Source organism: Sorangium sp. So ce185 (genome assembly GCF_051526825.1).
Lineage (GTDB): Bacteria > Myxococcota_A > Polyangia > Polyangiales > Polyangiaceae > Sorangium > Sorangium cellulosum_D.
In genome coordinates, this window is record NZ_CP150316.1 from 9,582,705 (window position 1) to 9,600,223 (window position 17,519).

A 17,519-nucleotide genomic window follows, 5' to 3' on the forward strand; every position below is an offset into this window, starting at 1 on the left:
ACGCCGCAGACGGCGCATCGTCCCCCTCGCGCCCCGCGAAGGCGCCTGCTCCTCGCGCGCCCGTACTGGCTCCGACCGCCAGGGATCCGGAGAGAGTTCAACGCAAAGGCGCAAAAATACAAATTTTCATGCATTTTTGCGTCTTTGCGCTCTTGGCGCCTTTGCGTTCCAATTTCTCTTCGCTCGCGAGGCAAATCCCTGGCGGGGTTTCCGATCCGCGGTACTAGCGTGCGCGCCCGTGCGCTCCCGCTTCCCGCTCGTGGCCGCCCTGTTCTTCGTCTCCGGCGCGACCGGCCTCCTCTACGAGGTCGCCTTCTCCAAGCTGCTCGCCTACGTCTTCGGCGCCACCGCCTACGCCGTGAGCACGGTCCTCGCCGCCTTCATGGGCGGCCTGGCCCTCGGCGCGCACCTCGGCGGCCGCCACGCCGCGGCCGCCCGCCGCCCGCTCGTCGTCTACGGCGCGCTCGAGGCGATCGTCGGCGCCATCTGCGCCGTCTCGCCGTTCCTGTTCGAGGCGCTGACCTCGGCCTACGTCGCCGTCGCCCGCGCCGCGCCGGACTCGCTCGCGCTGCTCACCGTGGCGCGCGCCGCGCTGACCGCCCTCGTCGTCGTCGTCCCCACGGTCGCGATGGGCGCCACGCTCCCGGTGCTCTCGCGCATCCTCCGCGCCGGCGCCGCGCCGGACGGCGCGCCCCCGGCCGACCACGACGCCGCGCGCCGCCTCGCCTCGCTCTACGCCATCAACACGGCCGGCGGCGCGGCCGGCGCGCTCTCCGGCGCCTACGTGGTCCTCCCGCTCCTCGGGATCCGCGGCGCGCTCTGGTCCGCGGCGATCGCCAACCTCACCCTCGGCGCCGTCGCGATCTCCGCCGGGCTCCGCGGCCCCGCGCTCGCCCCGCCCGCCGCCGCGCTCGACGCCCGCTCGTCGTCTACGACGCCCTCCCCCGAGGCGCGCTCGTCGCGCGCTCCCCTCCCGCCCGCCGGCGGCCGCGCCGAGGCGTCGTTCCTCCTGCCGCTCGCGTTCGCCTCGGGCTTCCTTGTCTTCGCCGCCGAGGTGGTCGAGACGCACCTGCTCGCGCTGCTCATCGGCAACAGCGCCTACGCCTTCGGGCTGATGCTCGCCGTCTTCCTCGTCTGCCTCGCGGTCGGCGCCGCGCGCTCGCCGGCCCTCGCGCGCCACGGCGAGGGCGCGCTCTGGCGCGGGCTCGTCGCCACGGCCCTCTCGCTGGCCGCCACCACCCCGCTCTGGGACCAGCTCCCGCGGCTCTTCGCCTTCGCGGGCAAGCACGTCGACGGCTGGGCCGGCCGCGAGGCGTGCCGCGCGCTCGCCGCGCTCGCGATCCTCGCGCTGCCCACGCTGTGCATGGGCACCACCTTCCCGCTCCTCCTCGCGCGCGCCGCCGCGCACGCCGACGTCGCCGCGCGCGTCGGCAGGCTGACCTCCGCGAACACCCTGGGCACGATCGCCGGCTCCATCATCACCGGCTACCTGATCCTCCCCGCGCTCGGCTCGGAGCGCGCCCTCTTCGCGATCGCGCTCGCCTTCGCCCTCACGGCGGTCCTCGCCGCCACGCGCGCCCGCGCGGAGCTCCCCCGCGCCCTCGCGGCGGCCGCCGCCGCGGCCGCCCTCGCCGCGCTCGCGCCGCGCTGGGACATGGCCCGCCTCACGAGCGGCGCGAACGTCTATTTCGCCATGGGGCCGCGGCCCGAGCGCATCGACTTCGTGCGCGAGGACGTGCACGGCGGCGTCACCACCGTCGCGCGCCGCGCCGGCGTCACGACCATGTACACGAACGGCAAGTTCCAGGGCGACGACGGCCCCGAGATGACGGCGCAGCGGCGGTTCGCGCATTTCCCCTCGCTCTTCGTCCGCCACCCGCGCGCGGCGCTCGTCATCGGCCTCGGCACCGGCACGACGACCGGCACCATCGCGGCCTACCCCTTCGAGCGCATCGACGTCGCCGAGATCTCGCCCGCGATCGTCGAGGCCTCCCGCCGCTTCTTCGCGGGCCCGAGCCTCAACGCCCTCGACGACCCCCGCGTCCGGCTCTCGCTCAACGACGGCAGGAACGAGCTGCTCGTCGCCGCCGAGGGTCGCTACGACCTCATCGCGATCGAGCTCACCAGCGTCTGGTTCGCGGGCGCCGCGAGCCTCTACAGCCGCGAGTTCTACGAGCTCGCCAGGTCCCGGCTCGCCGAGGGCGGCGTCCTCCAGCAGTGGGTGCAGCTCCACCACATCCGGCGGCGCGAGCTCGCCGTCGTGATCCGGACCATGCGCAGCGCCTTCCCGCACGTGGCGCTGTTCGTGGGCGGCGCGCAGGGCATCCTGGTCGCGAGCGCCGCGCCGCTCGTCGCCTCGGAGGCGCGCCTCGCGGCGCTCGACGCGCGCCCGGCGCTCCAGGCGACGCTCGCCGGCGCGCGGCTCGCGGACCTCCTCGACGATCTCGTGACGTCCGGCGGCGACCTCGACCGCCTCGTCGCCGACGCGGCCGAGGACGGCGGGCCGATCCTGTCCACGGACGACAACCTCTACCTCGAGTACGCCACCCCGAAGGGCAACGTGCTCCCCTACGGCGCGTCGCTGGACGCGGCGCTCGCGCTCCTCTCGCGGTACCGCACGCCGGCGCCCCGCGCGCGCCACCTCGGGCCCTGAGGGCGCTCAGGGCTTGAGCGGCTCGCCCTCAGGCCCCGACGCCTCGACCGGCGGCTTGACCGGCACCGGCTTGATCTCGTCGCCGGTCGCCACGAAGGCCTTGCGGGGCGGGGGCGCCTTGGGCTGCGCGGCCTGCTCCGCGCGCAGCTTGCGCTCCTCGAGGCTCAGCACCTCCAGCGCGAGGCCGCCCGCGTACGGGTCCTGCCCCTGGAACGGGCGCCCGTCCACCTCGGCCACGTGGAACTCGACCCGCCGGTTCTCGCTGCGCCCCGCCGCGATCTCGTTCGGCCCGAGCGGGCGCGACTCGCCGAAGCCCACCGCGATCAGCCGGATGTTCTCGACCCCGTGGTCGACCAGCCAGTCGGCGACCGCGAGCGCGCGCTTCGCGCTGAGCTCCTGGTTGCGCTCCTCGCTCGACTGCGCGTCGGTGTGCCCCTCGATCCGCAGCCGCGTCACCTCGGGGTGCTCCTTGAGGAACTGGAGCAGCGTCTCCAGCGTCTTCTCGCTGCCCGGCCGGATGGACGCCTTGTTCGTCTCGAAGACGATCTTCCCCTGGATGTAGACCTGGCTCTCCCCGCCCTGCTCCGACCAGGCCTTCTCCGGGTACCAGCGCGGGAGCGGGCGCTGCTCGTCGGCGCGCGGCAGGTCCCGCGGCGGCAGCCGGTTGTCTCCGCACCCCTGGCCGGCGTGCGCGGCGGCCGCGAGCGCCGCCGCGACCGCGAACGGCAGGGCGGTGCGGCCTGCCTGCTTCCTCTTCGAGTCCATCTCGCCCTGTAGCGTGTCAGAACCGGCGCTCGAACCGCAAGTAACCTGGCGTCGGCGGCCCCGGGTCGCCCCGCGGGCGCCGGGCGGACCGGCGCCCGAGGCGGCGTGTGGTAAAGGGAGGATCGCCATGTCCGCGCCGTCGCTCACGCCCGAGGGCTCCCTCATCGACACGAAGCTCGCCGGGCTGCGCGCCCGGCTCCGGGAGCTCGGCTCCGTCCTCGTCTGCTACTCCGGCGGGGTCGACAGCGCCTTCGTCCTCGCGGTCGCCCACCAGGAGCTCGGCCCGAAGGCCGTCGGCATGACCGCGGTCTCGCCGAGCCTCGCGCCCGCCGAGAAGGAAGAGGCCGCGGCGATCGCCCGCCTCATCGGCGCCGACCACCGGCTCGTCGAGTCGTCCGAGATCGACGACCCGCGCTACGTGGCGAACAACCCCGACCGCTGCTTCCACTGCAAGAGCGAGCTCTACCGGATCGCCGTGCGCAAGCGCGCCGAGTGGGCGCTCGCGGCGATCCTGAACGGCACCAACACGGACGACCTCGGCGACTACCGCCCCGGGCTGGAGGCGGCGCGCGAGGCCGGCGTGGTGAGCCCGCTCGTCGAGCTCGGCTTCAGCAAGGCCGACGTGCGCGCCGGCGCGGCGCGCGTGGGCCTGCCCATCTGGGACAAGCCGGCCGCCGCCTGCCTCTCCAGCCGCATCCCGTACGGGACCAGCGTCACGCGCGAGCGGCTCGCGCAGATCGGCGGCTTCGAGGCCGCGCTGCGCGGCCTCGGGTTCCGCCAGGTCCGCGTCCGCTACCACGACGACCTCGCGCGCATCGAGCTCGACGCCGGCGAGCTCGCGCGCGCCGCCGAGCCGGCCGTGCGCGCCGAGGTCGTGGCCGCCGGCAAGCGGCACGGCTTCCGGTACGTGACGCTCGATCTCGGCGGGTACCGGACCGGCAGCCACAACGAGGTCCTCGTCGGCCGCGCCCTCAAGATCGTGAGCTGACCGGCGGCCCCCGCCGGAGGAGCCTCGCCATGGGACGCTTCGATCACCTCGCGACCCGACCGATCCGCGGCCCGGCCGACATCCTCCGCTGGAAGGTCGTCGACGCCATCGCCGGCAGGAACCGTAAAGATCCCGGGGGGTTCTCGGCGCCCGTGCGGCCCTACGACCGCGCGCTCGTCGCGGCCGCCGCGCCGTCGCTCACCTGGATCGGCCACGCGTCCTTCCTCGTCACGCTGGGCGGCGCGCGGCTGCTCATCGACCCGATCTACCGCGACGGCCCCGGCCCGCTGCGCCGGCTCGCGCCGCCGGGCATCCCGCTCGGCGAGCTGCCGCCCGTCGACGCGGTCCTGATCACCCACAACCACCGCGATCACCTCGACACGTGGACGCTGTCCCAGCTGGGCCGCGCGCCGGTCTACGTCGCGCCCGTCGGCCACGAGGCGGTCCTCCGCGAGGCGGGCGCCGAGCGGATCGTCGAGCTCGAGTGGTGGGGCAGCGCCGTGGTCGGCGGGGTGGAGATCACGCTCGTCCCTGCGCGCCACTGGTCGATGCGCTTCCCCTGGGACCGGAACGACGCGCTCTGGGGCGGGTACCTGATGCGCGCCGCCGAGGGGACGGCGTACCACTCGGGCGACACCGCCTTCTTCGACGGCTTCGCGGAGATCGGCCGGCGCGCCGGCGCGATCGACTGGGCGATGCTCCCGATCGGCGCCTACGACCCGCGGTGGTTCATGGAGCCCCAGCACATGTGCCCGGAGGAGGCGATCGAGGCGAGCGTCCTGCTCGGCGCGCGCCGCCTCGTGGCGATGCACTGGGGCACGTACCGGCTCACGGACGAGCCCCCCGGCGAGCCGCCGGAGCGGACGCGCGCCGGCTGGCAGGCGCGCGGGCTCCCGGAAGACGCGCTCTGGATCCTCGACATCGGGGAGACGCGGGCGCTCGCCCGCTAGCGTCGCCTCACATCAGCGACGACCGCGCGGCCTTCGCGCGCTCGTCGCGCTCCTTCAGGTGCTCCAGGATGATCACCGCCGTCTCCTCGATGGCGCGCCCGGTGACGTCGACCACCGGCCACTCCGGGTGCGCGGCGAAGAGCCGGCTCGCGTAGTCGAGCTCCTGCCGGACGTGCTCGCGCATCGCGTAGTTGGTCTCGGCCGGCATCCCGAGCTGGCGCAGGCGCGCCTGCCGGATCGCGCAGAGCTGGTCGATCCCGATGGTCAGGCCGACGACCCGGTCCTGGGGGGCGTCCATGAGCTCGGGCGGCGGCGCCACGCCGAGCACGAGGGGCAGGTTCGCGACCTTGAGACCGCGCTGCGCGAGCAGCGTCGACAGCGGCGTCTTCGACGTGCGGGAGACGCCGACGAGGACGATGTCCGCCCGCTTGAAATTCCGCGGCTCCTTGCCGTCGTCGCTCTTCACCGCGAACTCCACCGCCTCGATGCGCCGGAAGTACTCCTCGCTCAGCGGCAGCATCGCGCTCGGCAGGTTGATCGGCTCCCGGTCGAGGAAGGTGCCGAGCCGGACGATGAGCGAGCCGATCAGATCGATCGCCTCGATGTTCAGCTGGGCCGTCGAGGCGTGCACGAACTCGCGCAGCTCGGGGCTCACCACCGTGAACACCACGAGCGCGCCCTCCCGGGCCGCGCGCTCGAGCACCGGCCGCGCGACCTCCGGCGTGCGCACCCGGGTGTGGAGGCGGATCTGCACCCCCGCGTCCGGGTACTGGAGCAGCGCGGCGCGCACGGCCTTCTCGGCCGTCTCTCCCGTCGAGTCGCTCAGGACGTCGATGAACTTCGGCTTGTCCATGTCCGATGCCTCCGTCGCCGTGTCGGCGCAGGCGCTCGAGGCAGCGCTCGTGCCCCGGCGTTCAGCGGGACGGAGAGGATCGCCCGCGGGCGCGGGGCGGGTCAACCAAACAGCCCCTTGAGCTTGTCCATGAAGGTGACCTGCTGCGGCTGCACGTTCTCGCCGAGCTCCTTCGCCAGCTGGGAGATGAGCTCCTTCTGCGAGGCGGTGAGCTGCGTCGGCACCTCGACGCTCACCTCGACGAGCTGATCGCCGCGCCCGCCGACGACGCGGCGCGGTATGCCCTTGCCCTTGATGCGGAGCACCGAGCCGGGCTGCGTGCCCGGGGGGATCCGCAGCCGGCCCTTGCCGTCGAGCGTCGGGATCTCCAGCTCGCCGCCGAGGGCCGCGCGCGCGAACGAGATCGGCACGGCGCACACCACGTCGTCGCCGACGCGGCGGAAGAGCTCGTGCGGCGCGACGCGGATGGTGAGCTCGAGGTCGCCCGGCCCGCGATCGGGGCGGACGGCGTTGCCGCCGCGCTCCACGAGCCGGGTCGCGCCGTTCTCCACGCCCGCGGGGATGGTCACCTCGATCGTCTTCTGCTTCGCCGCGAGGCCGGCGCCGCGGCACGTCTTGCACGGGTCGATCACGATCCGCCCCGTGCCGCGGCACTTCCCGCACGGGCGCTCGATCGCGATGGGGAACATCCCCTGCTGCATCCGGACGCGGCCGCGGCCCGCGCACGCGGCGCACCGCTCGGTCGACGAGCCGGGCGCCGAGCCCGAGCCGGCGCAGTCGCCGCACGGCTCGACGCGATCGTAAGTGATCTGCTTCGTGCAGCCGAACGCCGCCTCCTCGAAGCTGATGCGCACCTCTTTCTGGAGCGTCCCGCGATCGCCCACCTTGATGCCGAGGGCGCCGAGCAGGTCGCCGAAGATGGCGTCCAGGTTGAGGTCCTGCATGTCGAAGGGGACGCCCTGGAAGCCCGAGCCGGCGGCGGCGCCGACGGCGGCGGGGCCGAACCGATCGAACGCCGCGCGCTTCTGCGGGTCGCTCAGGATCTGGTAGGCCGCGTTCAGCTCCTTGAAGCGGACGTGCGCGCCCTGGTCCCCCGGGTTCTTGTCGGGATGGTGCTGCGCGGCGAGCCGCCGGAAAGCGCTCTTGATTTCATCCTGCGTCGAGGAACGCTCGACGCCCAATACCTCGTACGGATCCCGCACGAGGTGCGAAATAGCATCGATCGCCCCCCCGGGACAGCGGCTAGCGGCGCGCCTATCCCGCTGGTTTCCGCTCGGGTCCGGCGAGCTCGCGCTTCATCACCTTGCCCGTCGGGTTGCGCGGCAGCGCGTCGACGAAGACGATCTCGCGCGGGACCTTGGGGCCCGCGAGCGCGGCGCGGCAGTGCGCCTTGATGTCGTCCTCGCTCGCGGACGCGCCGGGGCGCAGCGCGACGAACGCGCGCACCCGCTCCCCCCAGGCGCGATCCGGCGCCCCCACCACGGCGGCCTCGGCGACCGCCGGGTGATCGTGGAGCACCGCCTCGACCTCGGCGGGGTACACGTTCTCGCCGCCCGAGATGATGAGGTCCCGCTTGCGGCCTTCGATGTGGTAGCAGCCGCGCGCGTCGCGGCGCGCGAGGTCGCCGACCGAGAAGTAGCCGTCCAGCGTCGACGCGCGCGTGGCGCCGGGATCTCTGTGGTAGCCGGACACGAGCAGGGGGCTCCTTACGTAGAGCTCGCCCACCTCGCCGTCCCGGCACGGCCTGCCGTCGTCGCCCACGAGCAGGAGCGCGCTGCCGGCGACCGGGCGCCCGATGGTGCCCGGCGACGCGCGCAGATCCTCGGGGCCCGCGATCGTCACGATGCCCGTCTCGGTCGCGCCGTAAAAGTTGAAGAGCTTGTCGCCGAACACCCCCATGACCTCGGCCGCGAGCGCCGGCGGCAGCGGCGCGCCGCCGGTGAAGATCGCGGTGAGCGACGACGTGTCGTAGGCGCGGAGGCGCGCCTCGCCGAGCTCGAGCACGCGGTGGAGCATCGTCGGGACGACCGCCGTGGTGGTCACGCGGTAGCGCTGGATCGCCTCGAGGAAGAGCTCCGGATGGAACTCCGGCAAGATCACGATCGTCGCGCCGAGGACGAGCGACAGGTTCACGAAGCCGAACGCCGTGAGGTGGTAGAGCGGGCACACCGCGAGGTGCACGTCGCCCGCGCGCATCGGGGTCGCGCCGATCGCGCCGAGCGCCGACATGACGACCCCGCCGCCGAAGCCGCGCACCGCGCCCTTCGGCTTGCCGGTCGTGCCGGAGGTGTACATGACCACCGCCGCGCGCTCGCTGCGGTCCGGCGCGGCGCCGGGCTCGGCGAGGAGCTCGTCGAAGCGCGAGAAGCCCGGCGCGCCCTCGCCGACCGCGATCATGGCCTCGGGCGGGATCCCCTCGAGCCGCGGCGCGGCCTCGCGGATCACGTCGGCGATGTCGGCGTCGAACACGAGCAGCCGCGCCCCGGAGTGGCCGGCGAGGTACGAGAGCTCGGCCGGGGTCGATCGCCAGGAGGCCGTCACCACGGACGCGCCGACGCGGGCGAGCGCGATCTGGCACATCACGAACTCGGGGCGGTTCTTGAGCGCGAGCAGCACGGTCGCGCCCGGGCCGACGCCGCGCCGGTCGAGCGCGTGGCCGAGCCGCTCGATCGCCTCGTTCAGCGCGAAGAACGAGTAGACCCGATCCTCGGCCGGGGCCGTCGCCTCCCCCTCGGCCGCGCGGCGCCCGAGGCTCCGCGGCCCGAGGCTCCGTGGATCGATCACCGCGATGCGGTGCGGGCTGTTCTCGGCGTAGAACCGGAAGAGGAGCGACGGGTTCGCCTTGCCCTTCGCGAGCTCGCGCGCGAGGACCTTGAGCCCCGGCCAACGCAGCGCGGCGAGGAGCCCCGTCTGCGTCACCGCCCGTCCGGCGACGAGCGCCCCGTCCTTGAGCGCGGAGGCCCTGCGCCGCCCGCTCGCGAGCGCCGCCCTGACATGACCGAGTTCCATGGCCGGCGACTTTACTCTGGCCCTCGCGCGCCGTGGTAGGGTGGAGCCGTGACGGAGCCAGACCGCCGCTCAGCCCATCGCGCCGCGATCGAGCTGAGCGTGGAGTACAAGCGACTCAACACGTTCTTCGCCGACTACACGCGCAACATCTCGAAGGGCGGGACCTTCATCCGAACAGAGCGCCCGCTCGCGATCGGCACGGAGTTCGTCTTCGCCCTCTCGATCCGCAACCTGGCCGAGCCGCTCCGCCTCCGCGGCCGGGTGAAGTGGATCGTGATGCCCGCCGAGGCGACGGAGACGGCCCCGGCGGGGATGGGCATCGAGTTCCAGTACGCGAGCGAGGCGGAGCGCGGCGCGACCGACGCGGTGGTCGAGCAGCTGATGATGAGCGAGCTCGGCGAAACGCTCGCCTCCAAGCTGCTCGGCCGCAAGCTCGGCGACGGCGCGCGGTAGCGCTGGAGCGCGCGGTAGCGCTGGAGCGCGCGGTAGCGCTGAAGACAGAGCGGGCCGGGGGGTGCGCGCACGCTGTGCCCGTGTACACTGCCTCGCAATGTCGCTGCCGACCCTGCCCCCCCGGCGCCGTCTCGCCCGGGGTCTCGCCGCGCTCGCCCTCGCGCTCTCTCCCCTCGCCTGCGCAGCCTCCGGCACGCCGGGGGCGAAGGGGCCGCCCGGCGCCGAAGGCCGCGCCGCCCCCGTCGAGGTCCGCGACGCCGATTTCTCCGCCAGCCTCTACACGATCGTGCGCGACGGCAAGCAGAGCCCGCAGCGCACGGGCCTGCTCATCGGCGTGGTCCGCCGGCAGCTCGCGCACGCCGCGGCGCGCTTCCACGCCGGGCAGCCGAGCCGGGGCGTCGACAGCGTCCGCGGCGCGCTCTACCTCGTCCGTCCCGGCGAGGGCCACGCCGAGATGATCGACGCCGTGGGCGAGCGCGCCCTCGCCGGCGCGATCGAGCGGCTGAGCCCCCGCGGCGACGAGGGGCGGGTGCGGGCGCTCATGGAGCTCCGCGCCGCCGCGCTGCCGGCCGGCAGCCGGGCCCGCGCCGAGGTCGACGAGCACCTCGCCGCGCTCGATCGCTGGATGAAGGATACGCGCACCGGCGGGCCGCTCGAGCAGCTCGGCATGGAGCAGCGCGCGTCCGTCTCGCGCGCCCTCCTCGACAGCCGCCCCGAGGCGATCCAGCGCGCGGCCGCCGCCACCGCGGCGTGGATCGACCGCGCGATCGAGTTCAACATCGAGTACCGGCAAGGGGGGAAGCGGCCGGAGCGCGAGGAGGCGGTCGAGGCGGCGCGCGCGCTGGAGTCGGGCGGCGCGAGCATGGCCGCGCTGTTCCTGCGCTGGGGGGACGCGCAGGGCGCGCTCGAGCAGATCGACCGCACGAGCGCGCGCCGGGTGATCCCGCCCGGCCTGTACGATCGGCTCAAGGCCGCGGCGTCCGACGGCGACGCGGTCTCGTGGCAGGCGCTCGCGGCCGCCTTCGCCCACCACGACACGCAGGAGCGCGACGCCGAGACCGGGATGCTGCAGGACCTGCTCGACGGGGCGATCTGGGGCACGGCCCTGGAGGCCTACCGGCGCGACCCGCAGAGCTACGACAGCGCCGCGCTGCTCTCCCAGGTGATGATCCGCCTCGGCATGTCGGAGGCGACGCCGCTCCTCCTGGCCGGCGCGCTCGGCGACCGGCCGAGCGCCGGCGCGCTCGGGTCCGCGCTGGGCCTCGTGCTCGGCGCGCTCTCGGAGGAGGCGTCGAACGACGACTTCGAGGCCGCGCGGCGCACCTACAACGCCGCGGGTCCGCTGCTCGTGCTCGCCGACCGGGCGGCGCGCGGCGGCGCCGCGGTGGATCCGTCGGGCGCGCGCGTCCGGTCCCTCATGGCGTCGCTCGAGCTGCGCGCCGGCAACCTCGCCGGCGCGCTGCCGCTGCTCCGCGCGGCGACGGCGGCCGAGCCGACGGTCAACGGGCTCACGCTGCTCGCGATGGCCGAGCGGCAGTCCGGCGAGCTCCAGGCCGCGCTGGAGGACGTGCGGCGGGCGCTGGGCGCGCCAGACGCGCGCACCGCGCCGCTCGAGGTCATCCAGGCGCACCTGCTCGCCTTCGAGCTCCACCGCGAGGCCGGCACGCAGGACCGGGCCAAGGAGTCGCTCGACGCGGCGCTCGCCGCCGCGCTCGACGCCCGGCAGCGCGCGCGGGATCCCGGCGCCAAGGCGCGGACGGAGCGGCTGCTCGGGCGCATCCTCGACGGCTACGGCGACGAGAAGGGCGCGACCCGGGCATACGAGCGGGCGTTCGCCCTGGTGGCCGCCGAGCCGCCGCAGCTCGGCGCCACGATGCTCGACGCCGTGGGGCGCGCGCTCGTCGAGCGCGATCTCCCCGCCGCGCGGCGGGCGCTGAAGCGCGGCCTCGAGGCGAACCTGGACGAGGAGGATCTCGTCTACGGCGGGCTCTGGGTCCTCCTGCTGGAGCGCTCCCTCGGCGTCGCGACGGACGGCACCGCGGGCCGCGCGCTGGACAGCGCGGTGAACCGCGCGTCCTGGACAGGAAAGCTCGCGGCGTGGGCGAACGGCAAGATCAGCGACGCGGATCTCGGCAAGCTCGCCCAGAACGCGGCGCAGCGCGTGGAGGCGCAATTTTACACGGCCATGGCCAAGAAGGCGGCCGGCGATGCGGGCGCGGACGAGCGGCTCCGGGCGGTGTCGAAGAGCCCTGTCATCGACCTGCTCGAGGTGCACCTCGCGCGCGAGATGCTGGCCCCCGAGCTGCGGCTCGAGCTGCCCCGCAACGCGAGCCTCCCGTAGCGGCCCGCGCTGCGCCGCGGCGCGATCCTTCCTTCAAGGTGGGATGTCGTCCCCGCGCTGGCCAGGCGGCGAGGGGGTCGGATGGCCAGCGCGCGGGCGCCAAACCGCATGCGCGGAGAGAAAATGACTTCCACGCGTGCGCGCTCTCGTTCGATCATCGATTGATGTCCGATGACCGGAACGATCCGCTCGAGAAGCTCGCCTCCGCTCACCGGAGCCTGGAAGAGAACCTGAACGACCTCGCGCGCGCCGCGCGGGCGCTCGGCGATCCCCGCGGGCGCGCCGCCGCGCTCGAGGGCCTCTCCAGCGTGGTGGCCTACTTCGAGCGCTCGATGAGCCGGCACCACGAGGACGAGGAGCGCTCGCTGTTCCCGCGGCTCGCGGTGCTCGAGGCCATCGCGCCGACGCTCGAGCGCCTCCGGCAGGAGCACAAGGCGCATCAGCGCGCGATCAACGAGCTGCGCGCCGCGATCGAGCGAGACGGCGGCCCCGAGGCGCTGGAGAAGCTCCCCCAGCTCATCGAGGACCTGCGCGCCGCGTACCATCGGCACGTGACCTGCGAGGAGCAGGAGGTGTTTCCGGCCGCTCGCCGGTTCCTGCAGGCGTCGGCCATGCACGGGATCATGAACGAGATGGAGACGCGCCGGGGGCGCGGCGGGCACGGCAACCCCGCCAAGGGGATCAGCGGGCGCCCCTACCGGCCCGGCGGGATGCGCAGGGGCCCGTGACGGCGCGGCGAGGTCGACGCGCTCGTCCAGCGCGCGCTCGCCCGGCGGAAAGAGCGCCGCGCTAGAACCGCTCTTCGCTCGCGCGCTCCAGCGCCGCGCGCAGGAAGTTCTGTGCCCGCAGCGTGTGCGCCCCGTCGGGGTGCTGGTCCAGGTGGCTGCGGAAGGCGTCTGCCGACTGCACGAACTTCCCCAGCCGGTAGAGCGCGATGCCGCGGGCGAGGTGCCTGGGATACGCCGGATCGAGCGCGGCGAGCTCGTCGATCTTCTTCAGGCGGTAGTGCTCCTCGGCGCGCTGCGCCTCCGCTGCCCGGAGCGCCGCCGCGGGCGAGCGCGGCCCCGGCTCGCCCGCCTGCGGCTCGAGGCGCGCCGCCGTCTCCGCGGCGGGAGGCGCCGCGAGCTCCTGCGCGCTCCTCCCGCTGAGCGGATGCGACAGCAGGAACCTGTACAGCGCGCGCTCCTCGTCGAGCGCCACGCCGAACGGCGCGCGCCGCAGGCCCACGATGGCGTCCCAGCGCTTCTTGAACAGCGCCCCGAGCGCGGCGCCGTCCATGGCGACGCGGCGCGCCTCGCCGCCGTCGCGCGGCCCCGCGCCCCCTGCCGTCAGCCACGCGTTTCGGCGGAGCAGTCCGGGGAAGTCGCCGCCGAGCTCGCGGAGCTCGTCGGACGCCTCGCCGGTCGCCTCGAAGCGGCGCACCTCGCGGACGAACGAGCTCATCTGGAAGGCGCGCAGCCGGAGCACCGCCTCGTCTCCCTGGGCGAGCGCGGGGCCGGTGGCCTCGATCACGCGTTTGCGCGCGGCGAGGAGCTCCGCCTCGGTGTGATCCGCGTCGGCGTCGACGATCCCGAACGCGCGGATGGCGGAGCCGAGCGCGCGCACCTCGGCGTCGAGCCCGAGCTGCTCGGCCTCGCGGGCGCGGGCGATGTCCGCGTCCCGCACCCGCGCGATCGCGCGCGCGTCGGCGAGCGGCAGCGGCAGCTCGGCGGGCTCGACCGCGCGCGGCACCGCGAGGATCGCCGCGGAGCCCGCGATGAAGACGGCCACGAGCCCCGGCTCCCAGCCTTCGAGGTGCCGCCGTAAGCCGCGGCGCTCCGGCGCGCGCTCCTCGATCGCGCGTGCGGGAAGAAGATGAGGAAGCCCACCGGCCGGGCGGCGCGTCGACGGCGTCGACGGGGCCGAGCGCGGCTCCCGGAGCTTGACAGAGGCGCTCTCGGCTCGCGACATTGATCGTCTCCTCCGCGCCTCAGAATACCCCACGCGGCGACCTCCAGCGCCGCGCACCGAACCAGCGAGGAACGTGCGAGACCACCGCAAGCACCCGCGCAAGCCCATCGAGCTCTCGATCGCGTTCCGGATCGGCGACGGCCCGCGCATCGATGCGATATGCCGCGACATCAGCCTCGGCGGGATGTTCATCGAGACCACCTCGCCGGCTCCCTTCGGGGCGAGCATCGAGGTGCTGCTGTCGCTGGAGGGCCTGAAGCAGGCCGCCGCGATCCCGTCGGTCGTGCGATGGACCACCCCCGAGGGGATGGGGGTGCAGTTCGGGGTGATGGGGGCGCGGGAGACCTACGCGCTCACGCAGCTCCTCGGCTCGCTCTGAGCCTCCGCGCGACGTGCCGCGCGGCGCTCCTCGCCGCGGCCGCGCTCAGTCCTCGATGATGAAGGGGATGGCGAGGTGCATCGGGCCTCCTGCGAAGCGCCCCTGGTAGAGGCCCTGGGCGCAGGCCTGCAGCGCAGGCCGGAGCGGCGGGTCGAAGCGCATGGCGGCGACGCTGCCGTCCGGTCGCACGGAGATGCGCAGCGTCGAGGCGACCGATTTGCGGACCAGGGACGGGCCGCCCGCCGCCTCGCGCGCGAAACAGCTCGACAGCTGCGACTGCACGGAGGCCGGGGTCAGCGCCGGCGGGGGAGGCGTCGCCTGAACGTCGGAGACCGACGCCGGGGCGGCCGGCGCCGGCTCGATCGCCGGCGCGGGAGTCGGCTCCGCGACCGCCGAGGGCGGCGCGGCGACCGCCGGGGCGGCGGGCGCGGCGGGCGCGGCAGCGGTCTCCTCCGCCTGAGCGACGACCACGCGGGCCGCGGCGGCGCCGCTCGGCGGGCGCACGCCGGCGGTCGCGCCGGCGGTGGGCCGGGGCGGCGCGGGCGGATGCGCCGGCTCCGTCGGGGAGGCGGCGGGCGCGGCGTCCTCCGGCGCGGCGCTGCCCTCCGGCGCGGCGTTGCCCTCCGGCGCGGCGTTGCCCTCCGGCGCGGCGTTGCCCTCCGGCGCCGGGCGCTGGAGCAGGCGCGCCTCGCGGCCGCCGTCGAGCGAGAAGGTGCCGCGCGACGGACCGACGAGCAGGTGCGCGGTGGTCGCGCCGCGGTACGCCGCGGGACCGACCGCGACGGTGCCGTGCTCCACGTCGACCTCCACGCGATCCGCGAGGCGGGTCACGGTGAAGAGCGTGCCGTGCACCGCCACGCGGGTGCCGTCCACCTCGACGGCGAACGCCTCGACGAGGCCCTCCTCCGGCGCGCGCGTGACGACGTCGGCCCGCACCGAGCCACGCTCGAGCGCGATCACGTGGCCGACCCCCGCCGCGCCCACGGCGCGCACCACGGCGCGGCTGTTCGGCAGCAGCGTCCAGCGCACCGAGCCGACGTCGGCGAAGGAGATCGCGTGGGCGGCGGTCTCGACGGCATCGCCGGGCCGGAGGGCGCGGAAATCCAGATCGTCGGCCGCCCCGGCGGCCCTCGGCACGTCCGCGAGATCGCGGGCGCGCGGCGGCGTCGACGTCGCCACGACGGGCGGGGCGGAGCGCCCGGCCGCGAGCACCGCGAACGCGATGGCCGCCGCGGCCGCCGCGAACGCGAGCGCGCGCCCGAGCGGCGAGCGCCGCGGCGGAGCGGCGCGGCGCACCGGAGCGGGCCGCTCGATCCGCGCGAACAGCTCGCGCTCGATCTCGTCCCAGCGGGGCTCCGGAGGCTCCTCGGCGCGGAGCAGCCGCTCCATGTGCTCCCGTGCCCGCTCGTACTGCTTTGCGCCGCTCACATGTCCTCCGCGTCGACAGCCGATCCATCCGCCGCGGGATACCGCACGGCGGCGCCTCCCACAGAAACCCGCGCGTGCGCCGCCTCCGGACCTGCGCCGTCCGCCTTGTCCGCGCCGCCCTCGGCCAGCTCGGCGGCGAGCTGGGCGAGCGCGGGCTCGGCGCGCATCATCGCTTCGATCTCGCGGCGCGCATAGAACAGGCGCGTCCGGACGGTCAGGACCGGCGCGCCGACGATCTCCGCGATCTCGGTCGGCGCGATCCCCTCGAGCTCGTGGAGGACGTAGACGACCCGCTTCTTCTCGGGGAGGCGCTCCAGCACCCGACGGAACGCGTCAATCCTGCGGGCCCGGGCGGCGTCTTCGTCCGGAAGCATGCCGCGGTCGATCTCGAGCTCGACGCTGGGCTCGCCCGCGAACACCGGCCGGGAGCGCGCCGCGCGCCGGGCCATCAGCACGGCGTTGACCGTCACCCGGTGGAGCCACGTCGTGAACTTCGACTGCCCCCGGAAGTCCCCCAGGCTCCGGTGCACCTGGATGAACACCTCCTGGATGACGTCCTCCGCGTCGGCGGACGGTCCGAGCATCCGGAAGACGAGCCGCGCGACGTCGCGGCGATAGCGGCGGAAAATCTCGGCAAAAGCCGTGGGGTCGCCGCTCTGGAAGCGGCGGATCCACTCGCCCACGTCGTCGGGCTCGGTCACGGGCGGAAGCCTATCCGCCCCTTCGGCGCTCATGGAGCTCGATGGCGAGGCGACCAGCTCCGGGCGGCGAGAGAGGTCGTCGCCAGCGGACGTCACGTCGAGCGCTACGCGCGCGCCCTCGGCCGTCCGGGCGGGCAGCTCGTCCGCGCGGCCGGCCGGCGCACCCCAGCCGAGGGGAAACAAGAACGACCGCGAGAGGTGCGCCCATAACGCCCCCGTCTCGACCTCCACGGTATGCACAAAGCCTCTGATGCGCCCGGCAGCCGGATCATTCAGGCCGCTGCGTGGCCTCGCGCGCGCGTGGCGCCGCCCCCGGGCCCGCAGTGACGCCCGGAAGCGCACAAAAGTTGTTCCTCCGGGCACATTGGCGCGACCTTCCAGCGCATGATCATCATCGCCGTGTCGCTGACCGTGGCCCTCGTGGCCGCCGACCTGCTCGAGCTGGGCTCCCGCCGCCGCGATCGCGTGTAGCGACCGGCGTCAGCCCCGGACCGACAAAAAAAGGTGCCCGGCTTGAGCCCGCTCCGGCCTGGGGCCGACGTGCGCTCAAGCCGGGCGGCGGAAAGAGCCGTAGGGGTCCGGGCCGTCCGGTACGATCAGCCCGCGGCCTCGGCGCCTTCCGCCGCGGCGCCACCCTTCTTCGGCAGGTCGAAGAGCGCCGACAGCTCGACCTTCTCCTGCTTCTTCTGCTCCAGGATGCGGTTGACCGCGCGCAGCAGGCGCGTCTTCGCGGGGCCGCTGATCGGCTTGCCCTGCAACGCGGCGCTCAGCGTGCGGTCGGTCACCGGGCGGCCGCTGCGCGGCTTCTTCGCGCCGGCGGCCTCCTTCTTCTTCGCGGCGTCCTCGCTGCCGCGCGCCAGCCGCTTGGTCAGGCGGATCGCCCGATCCTCGGGCTGCAGCCGCTCGATCTTGACCGACGCCGCCAGGATGCGGCGGGGGTCGATCTTCTTTTCCTTCAAGAAATCTTCGATCTTGGTGCCCATCGTCGTCACTTGCCCCGAAAGGGCGGCGACCCTATCACGGTCGATGTCGCTGTGCATCTGCGACGT

General features: G+C 74.6%; 15 protein-coding genes. 7 read left to right on the forward strand and 8 right to left on the reverse strand.

The features are described 5' to 3' along the window. Nucleotides 1-238 precede the first annotated feature (238 nt). Nucleotides 239-2,653, forward strand: coding sequence for a fused MFS/spermidine synthase (locus tag WMF26_RS35085; protein ID WP_437996279.1), 2,415 nt, complete (start codon nt 239-241; stop codon nt 2,651-2,653). Nucleotides 2,654-2,659: 6 nt separating this feature from the next. Here WMF26_RS35085 and WMF26_RS35090 read toward each other — a convergent pair whose 3' ends face one another. Beyond that, nucleotides 2,660-3,418 (reverse strand): OmpA family protein, encoded by a 759-nt coding sequence (locus WMF26_RS35090; protein ID WP_437950510.1) that lies wholly within the window; start codon nt 3,416-3,418, stop codon nt 2,660-2,662. A gap of 127 nt (nt 3,419-3,545) precedes the next feature. On the opposite strand from WMF26_RS35090, the gene larE reads away from it, so the two are divergent. Together larE and WMF26_RS35100 are read left to right on the forward strand one after the other, a co-directional pair. Continuing rightward, nucleotides 3,546-4,406 (forward strand): ATP-dependent sacrificial sulfur transferase LarE, encoded by an 861-nt coding sequence (gene larE / locus WMF26_RS35095; protein WP_437996280.1) that lies wholly within the window; start codon nt 3,546-3,548, stop codon nt 4,404-4,406. Nucleotides 4,407-4,435: 29 nt separating this feature from the next. Continuing rightward, on the forward strand, nt 4,436-5,356 hold the full coding sequence (locus WMF26_RS35100; RefSeq protein ID WP_437996281.1) for an MBL fold metallo-hydrolase: 921 nt from the start codon (nt 4,436-4,438) through the stop codon (nt 5,354-5,356). Nucleotides 5,357-5,363: 7 nt separating this feature from the next. Here WMF26_RS35100 and WMF26_RS35105 read toward each other — a convergent pair whose 3' ends face one another. From WMF26_RS35105 to WMF26_RS35115, 3 genes are all read right to left on the reverse strand, one after another. Next, nucleotides 5,364-6,209: a pyruvate, water dikinase regulatory protein gene (locus WMF26_RS35105; RefSeq protein WP_061625492.1), complete on the reverse strand. Its 846-nt coding sequence runs from the start codon at nt 6,207-6,209 to the stop codon at nt 5,364-5,366. A gap of 101 nt (nt 6,210-6,310) precedes the next feature. Beyond that, a complete protein-coding gene (dnaJ, locus tag WMF26_RS35110) occupies nt 6,311-7,411 on the reverse strand; it encodes a molecular chaperone DnaJ (protein WP_061625491.1) in 1,101 nt (366 codons plus the stop codon). Between the two features lie 52 nt (nt 7,412-7,463). Further along, nucleotides 7,464-9,218: a class I adenylate-forming enzyme family protein gene (locus tag WMF26_RS35115; protein ID WP_437996282.1), complete on the reverse strand. Its 1,755-nt coding sequence runs from the start codon at nt 9,216-9,218 to the stop codon at nt 7,464-7,466. A gap of 48 nt (nt 9,219-9,266) precedes the next feature. On the opposite strand from WMF26_RS35115, the gene WMF26_RS35120 reads away from it, so the two are divergent. The 3 genes from WMF26_RS35120 to WMF26_RS35130 all read left to right on the forward strand — a co-directional run bounded on the left by WMF26_RS35120 (nt 9,267) and on the right by WMF26_RS35130 (nt 12,740). Continuing rightward, the gene (locus tag WMF26_RS35120; RefSeq protein ID WP_437332637.1) at nt 9,267-9,671 is read left to right on the forward strand and encodes a PilZ domain-containing protein; all 405 of its coding nucleotides are present in this window, start codon (nt 9,267-9,269) and stop codon (nt 9,669-9,671) included. A 97-nt stretch (nt 9,672-9,768) separates the two neighbouring features. Continuing rightward, nucleotides 9,769-12,012, forward strand: a complete 2,244-nt coding sequence (locus tag WMF26_RS35125) for a hypothetical protein (protein WP_437332638.1) — start codon at nt 9,769-9,771, stop codon at nt 12,010-12,012. A 164-nt stretch (nt 12,013-12,176) separates the two neighbouring features. Further along, complete coding sequence (locus WMF26_RS35130; protein WP_044989121.1) at nt 12,177-12,740, forward strand: hemerythrin domain-containing protein; 564 nt, start codon at nt 12,177-12,179, stop codon at nt 12,738-12,740. Nucleotides 12,741-12,801: 61 nt separating this feature from the next. On the opposite strand, the gene WMF26_RS35135 is transcribed toward WMF26_RS35130, so the two are convergent. Then, nucleotides 12,802-13,782 carry a hypothetical protein gene (locus WMF26_RS35135; protein WP_437996283.1) on the reverse strand — a complete coding sequence of 327 codons (981 nt, stop codon included), beginning with the start codon at nt 13,780-13,782 and terminating at the stop codon, nt 12,802-12,804. 253 nt (nt 13,783-14,035) lie between these two features. Here WMF26_RS35135 and WMF26_RS35140 point away from each other — a divergent pair, with 253 nt between their 5' ends. Then, nucleotides 14,036-14,341 carry a PilZ domain-containing protein gene (locus WMF26_RS35140; RefSeq protein ID WP_020738867.1) on the forward strand — a complete coding sequence of 102 codons (306 nt, stop codon included), beginning with the start codon at nt 14,036-14,038 and terminating at the stop codon, nt 14,339-14,341. Between the two features lie 45 nt (nt 14,342-14,386). Here the strand turns inward: WMF26_RS35140 and WMF26_RS35145 are convergent, their stop codons facing one another. The 3 genes from WMF26_RS35145 to WMF26_RS35155 form a co-directional block, all read right to left on the reverse strand. Continuing rightward, nucleotides 14,387-15,769: a FecR domain-containing protein gene (locus WMF26_RS35145; protein ID WP_437996284.1), complete on the reverse strand. Its 1,383-nt coding sequence runs from the start codon at nt 15,767-15,769 to the stop codon at nt 14,387-14,389. After that, a complete protein-coding gene (locus tag WMF26_RS35150; RefSeq protein ID WP_437996285.1) occupies nt 15,766-16,470 on the reverse strand; it encodes an RNA polymerase sigma factor in 705 nt (234 codons plus the stop codon). The genes WMF26_RS35145 and WMF26_RS35150 overlap by 4 nt, the downstream gene beginning before the upstream one ends. Nucleotides 16,471-17,066: 596 nt before the next feature. Continuing rightward, complete coding sequence (locus tag WMF26_RS35155) at nt 17,067-17,510, reverse strand: hypothetical protein (protein WP_437332643.1); 444 nt, start codon at nt 17,508-17,510, stop codon at nt 17,067-17,069. Nucleotides 17,511-17,519 lie beyond the last annotated feature (9 nt).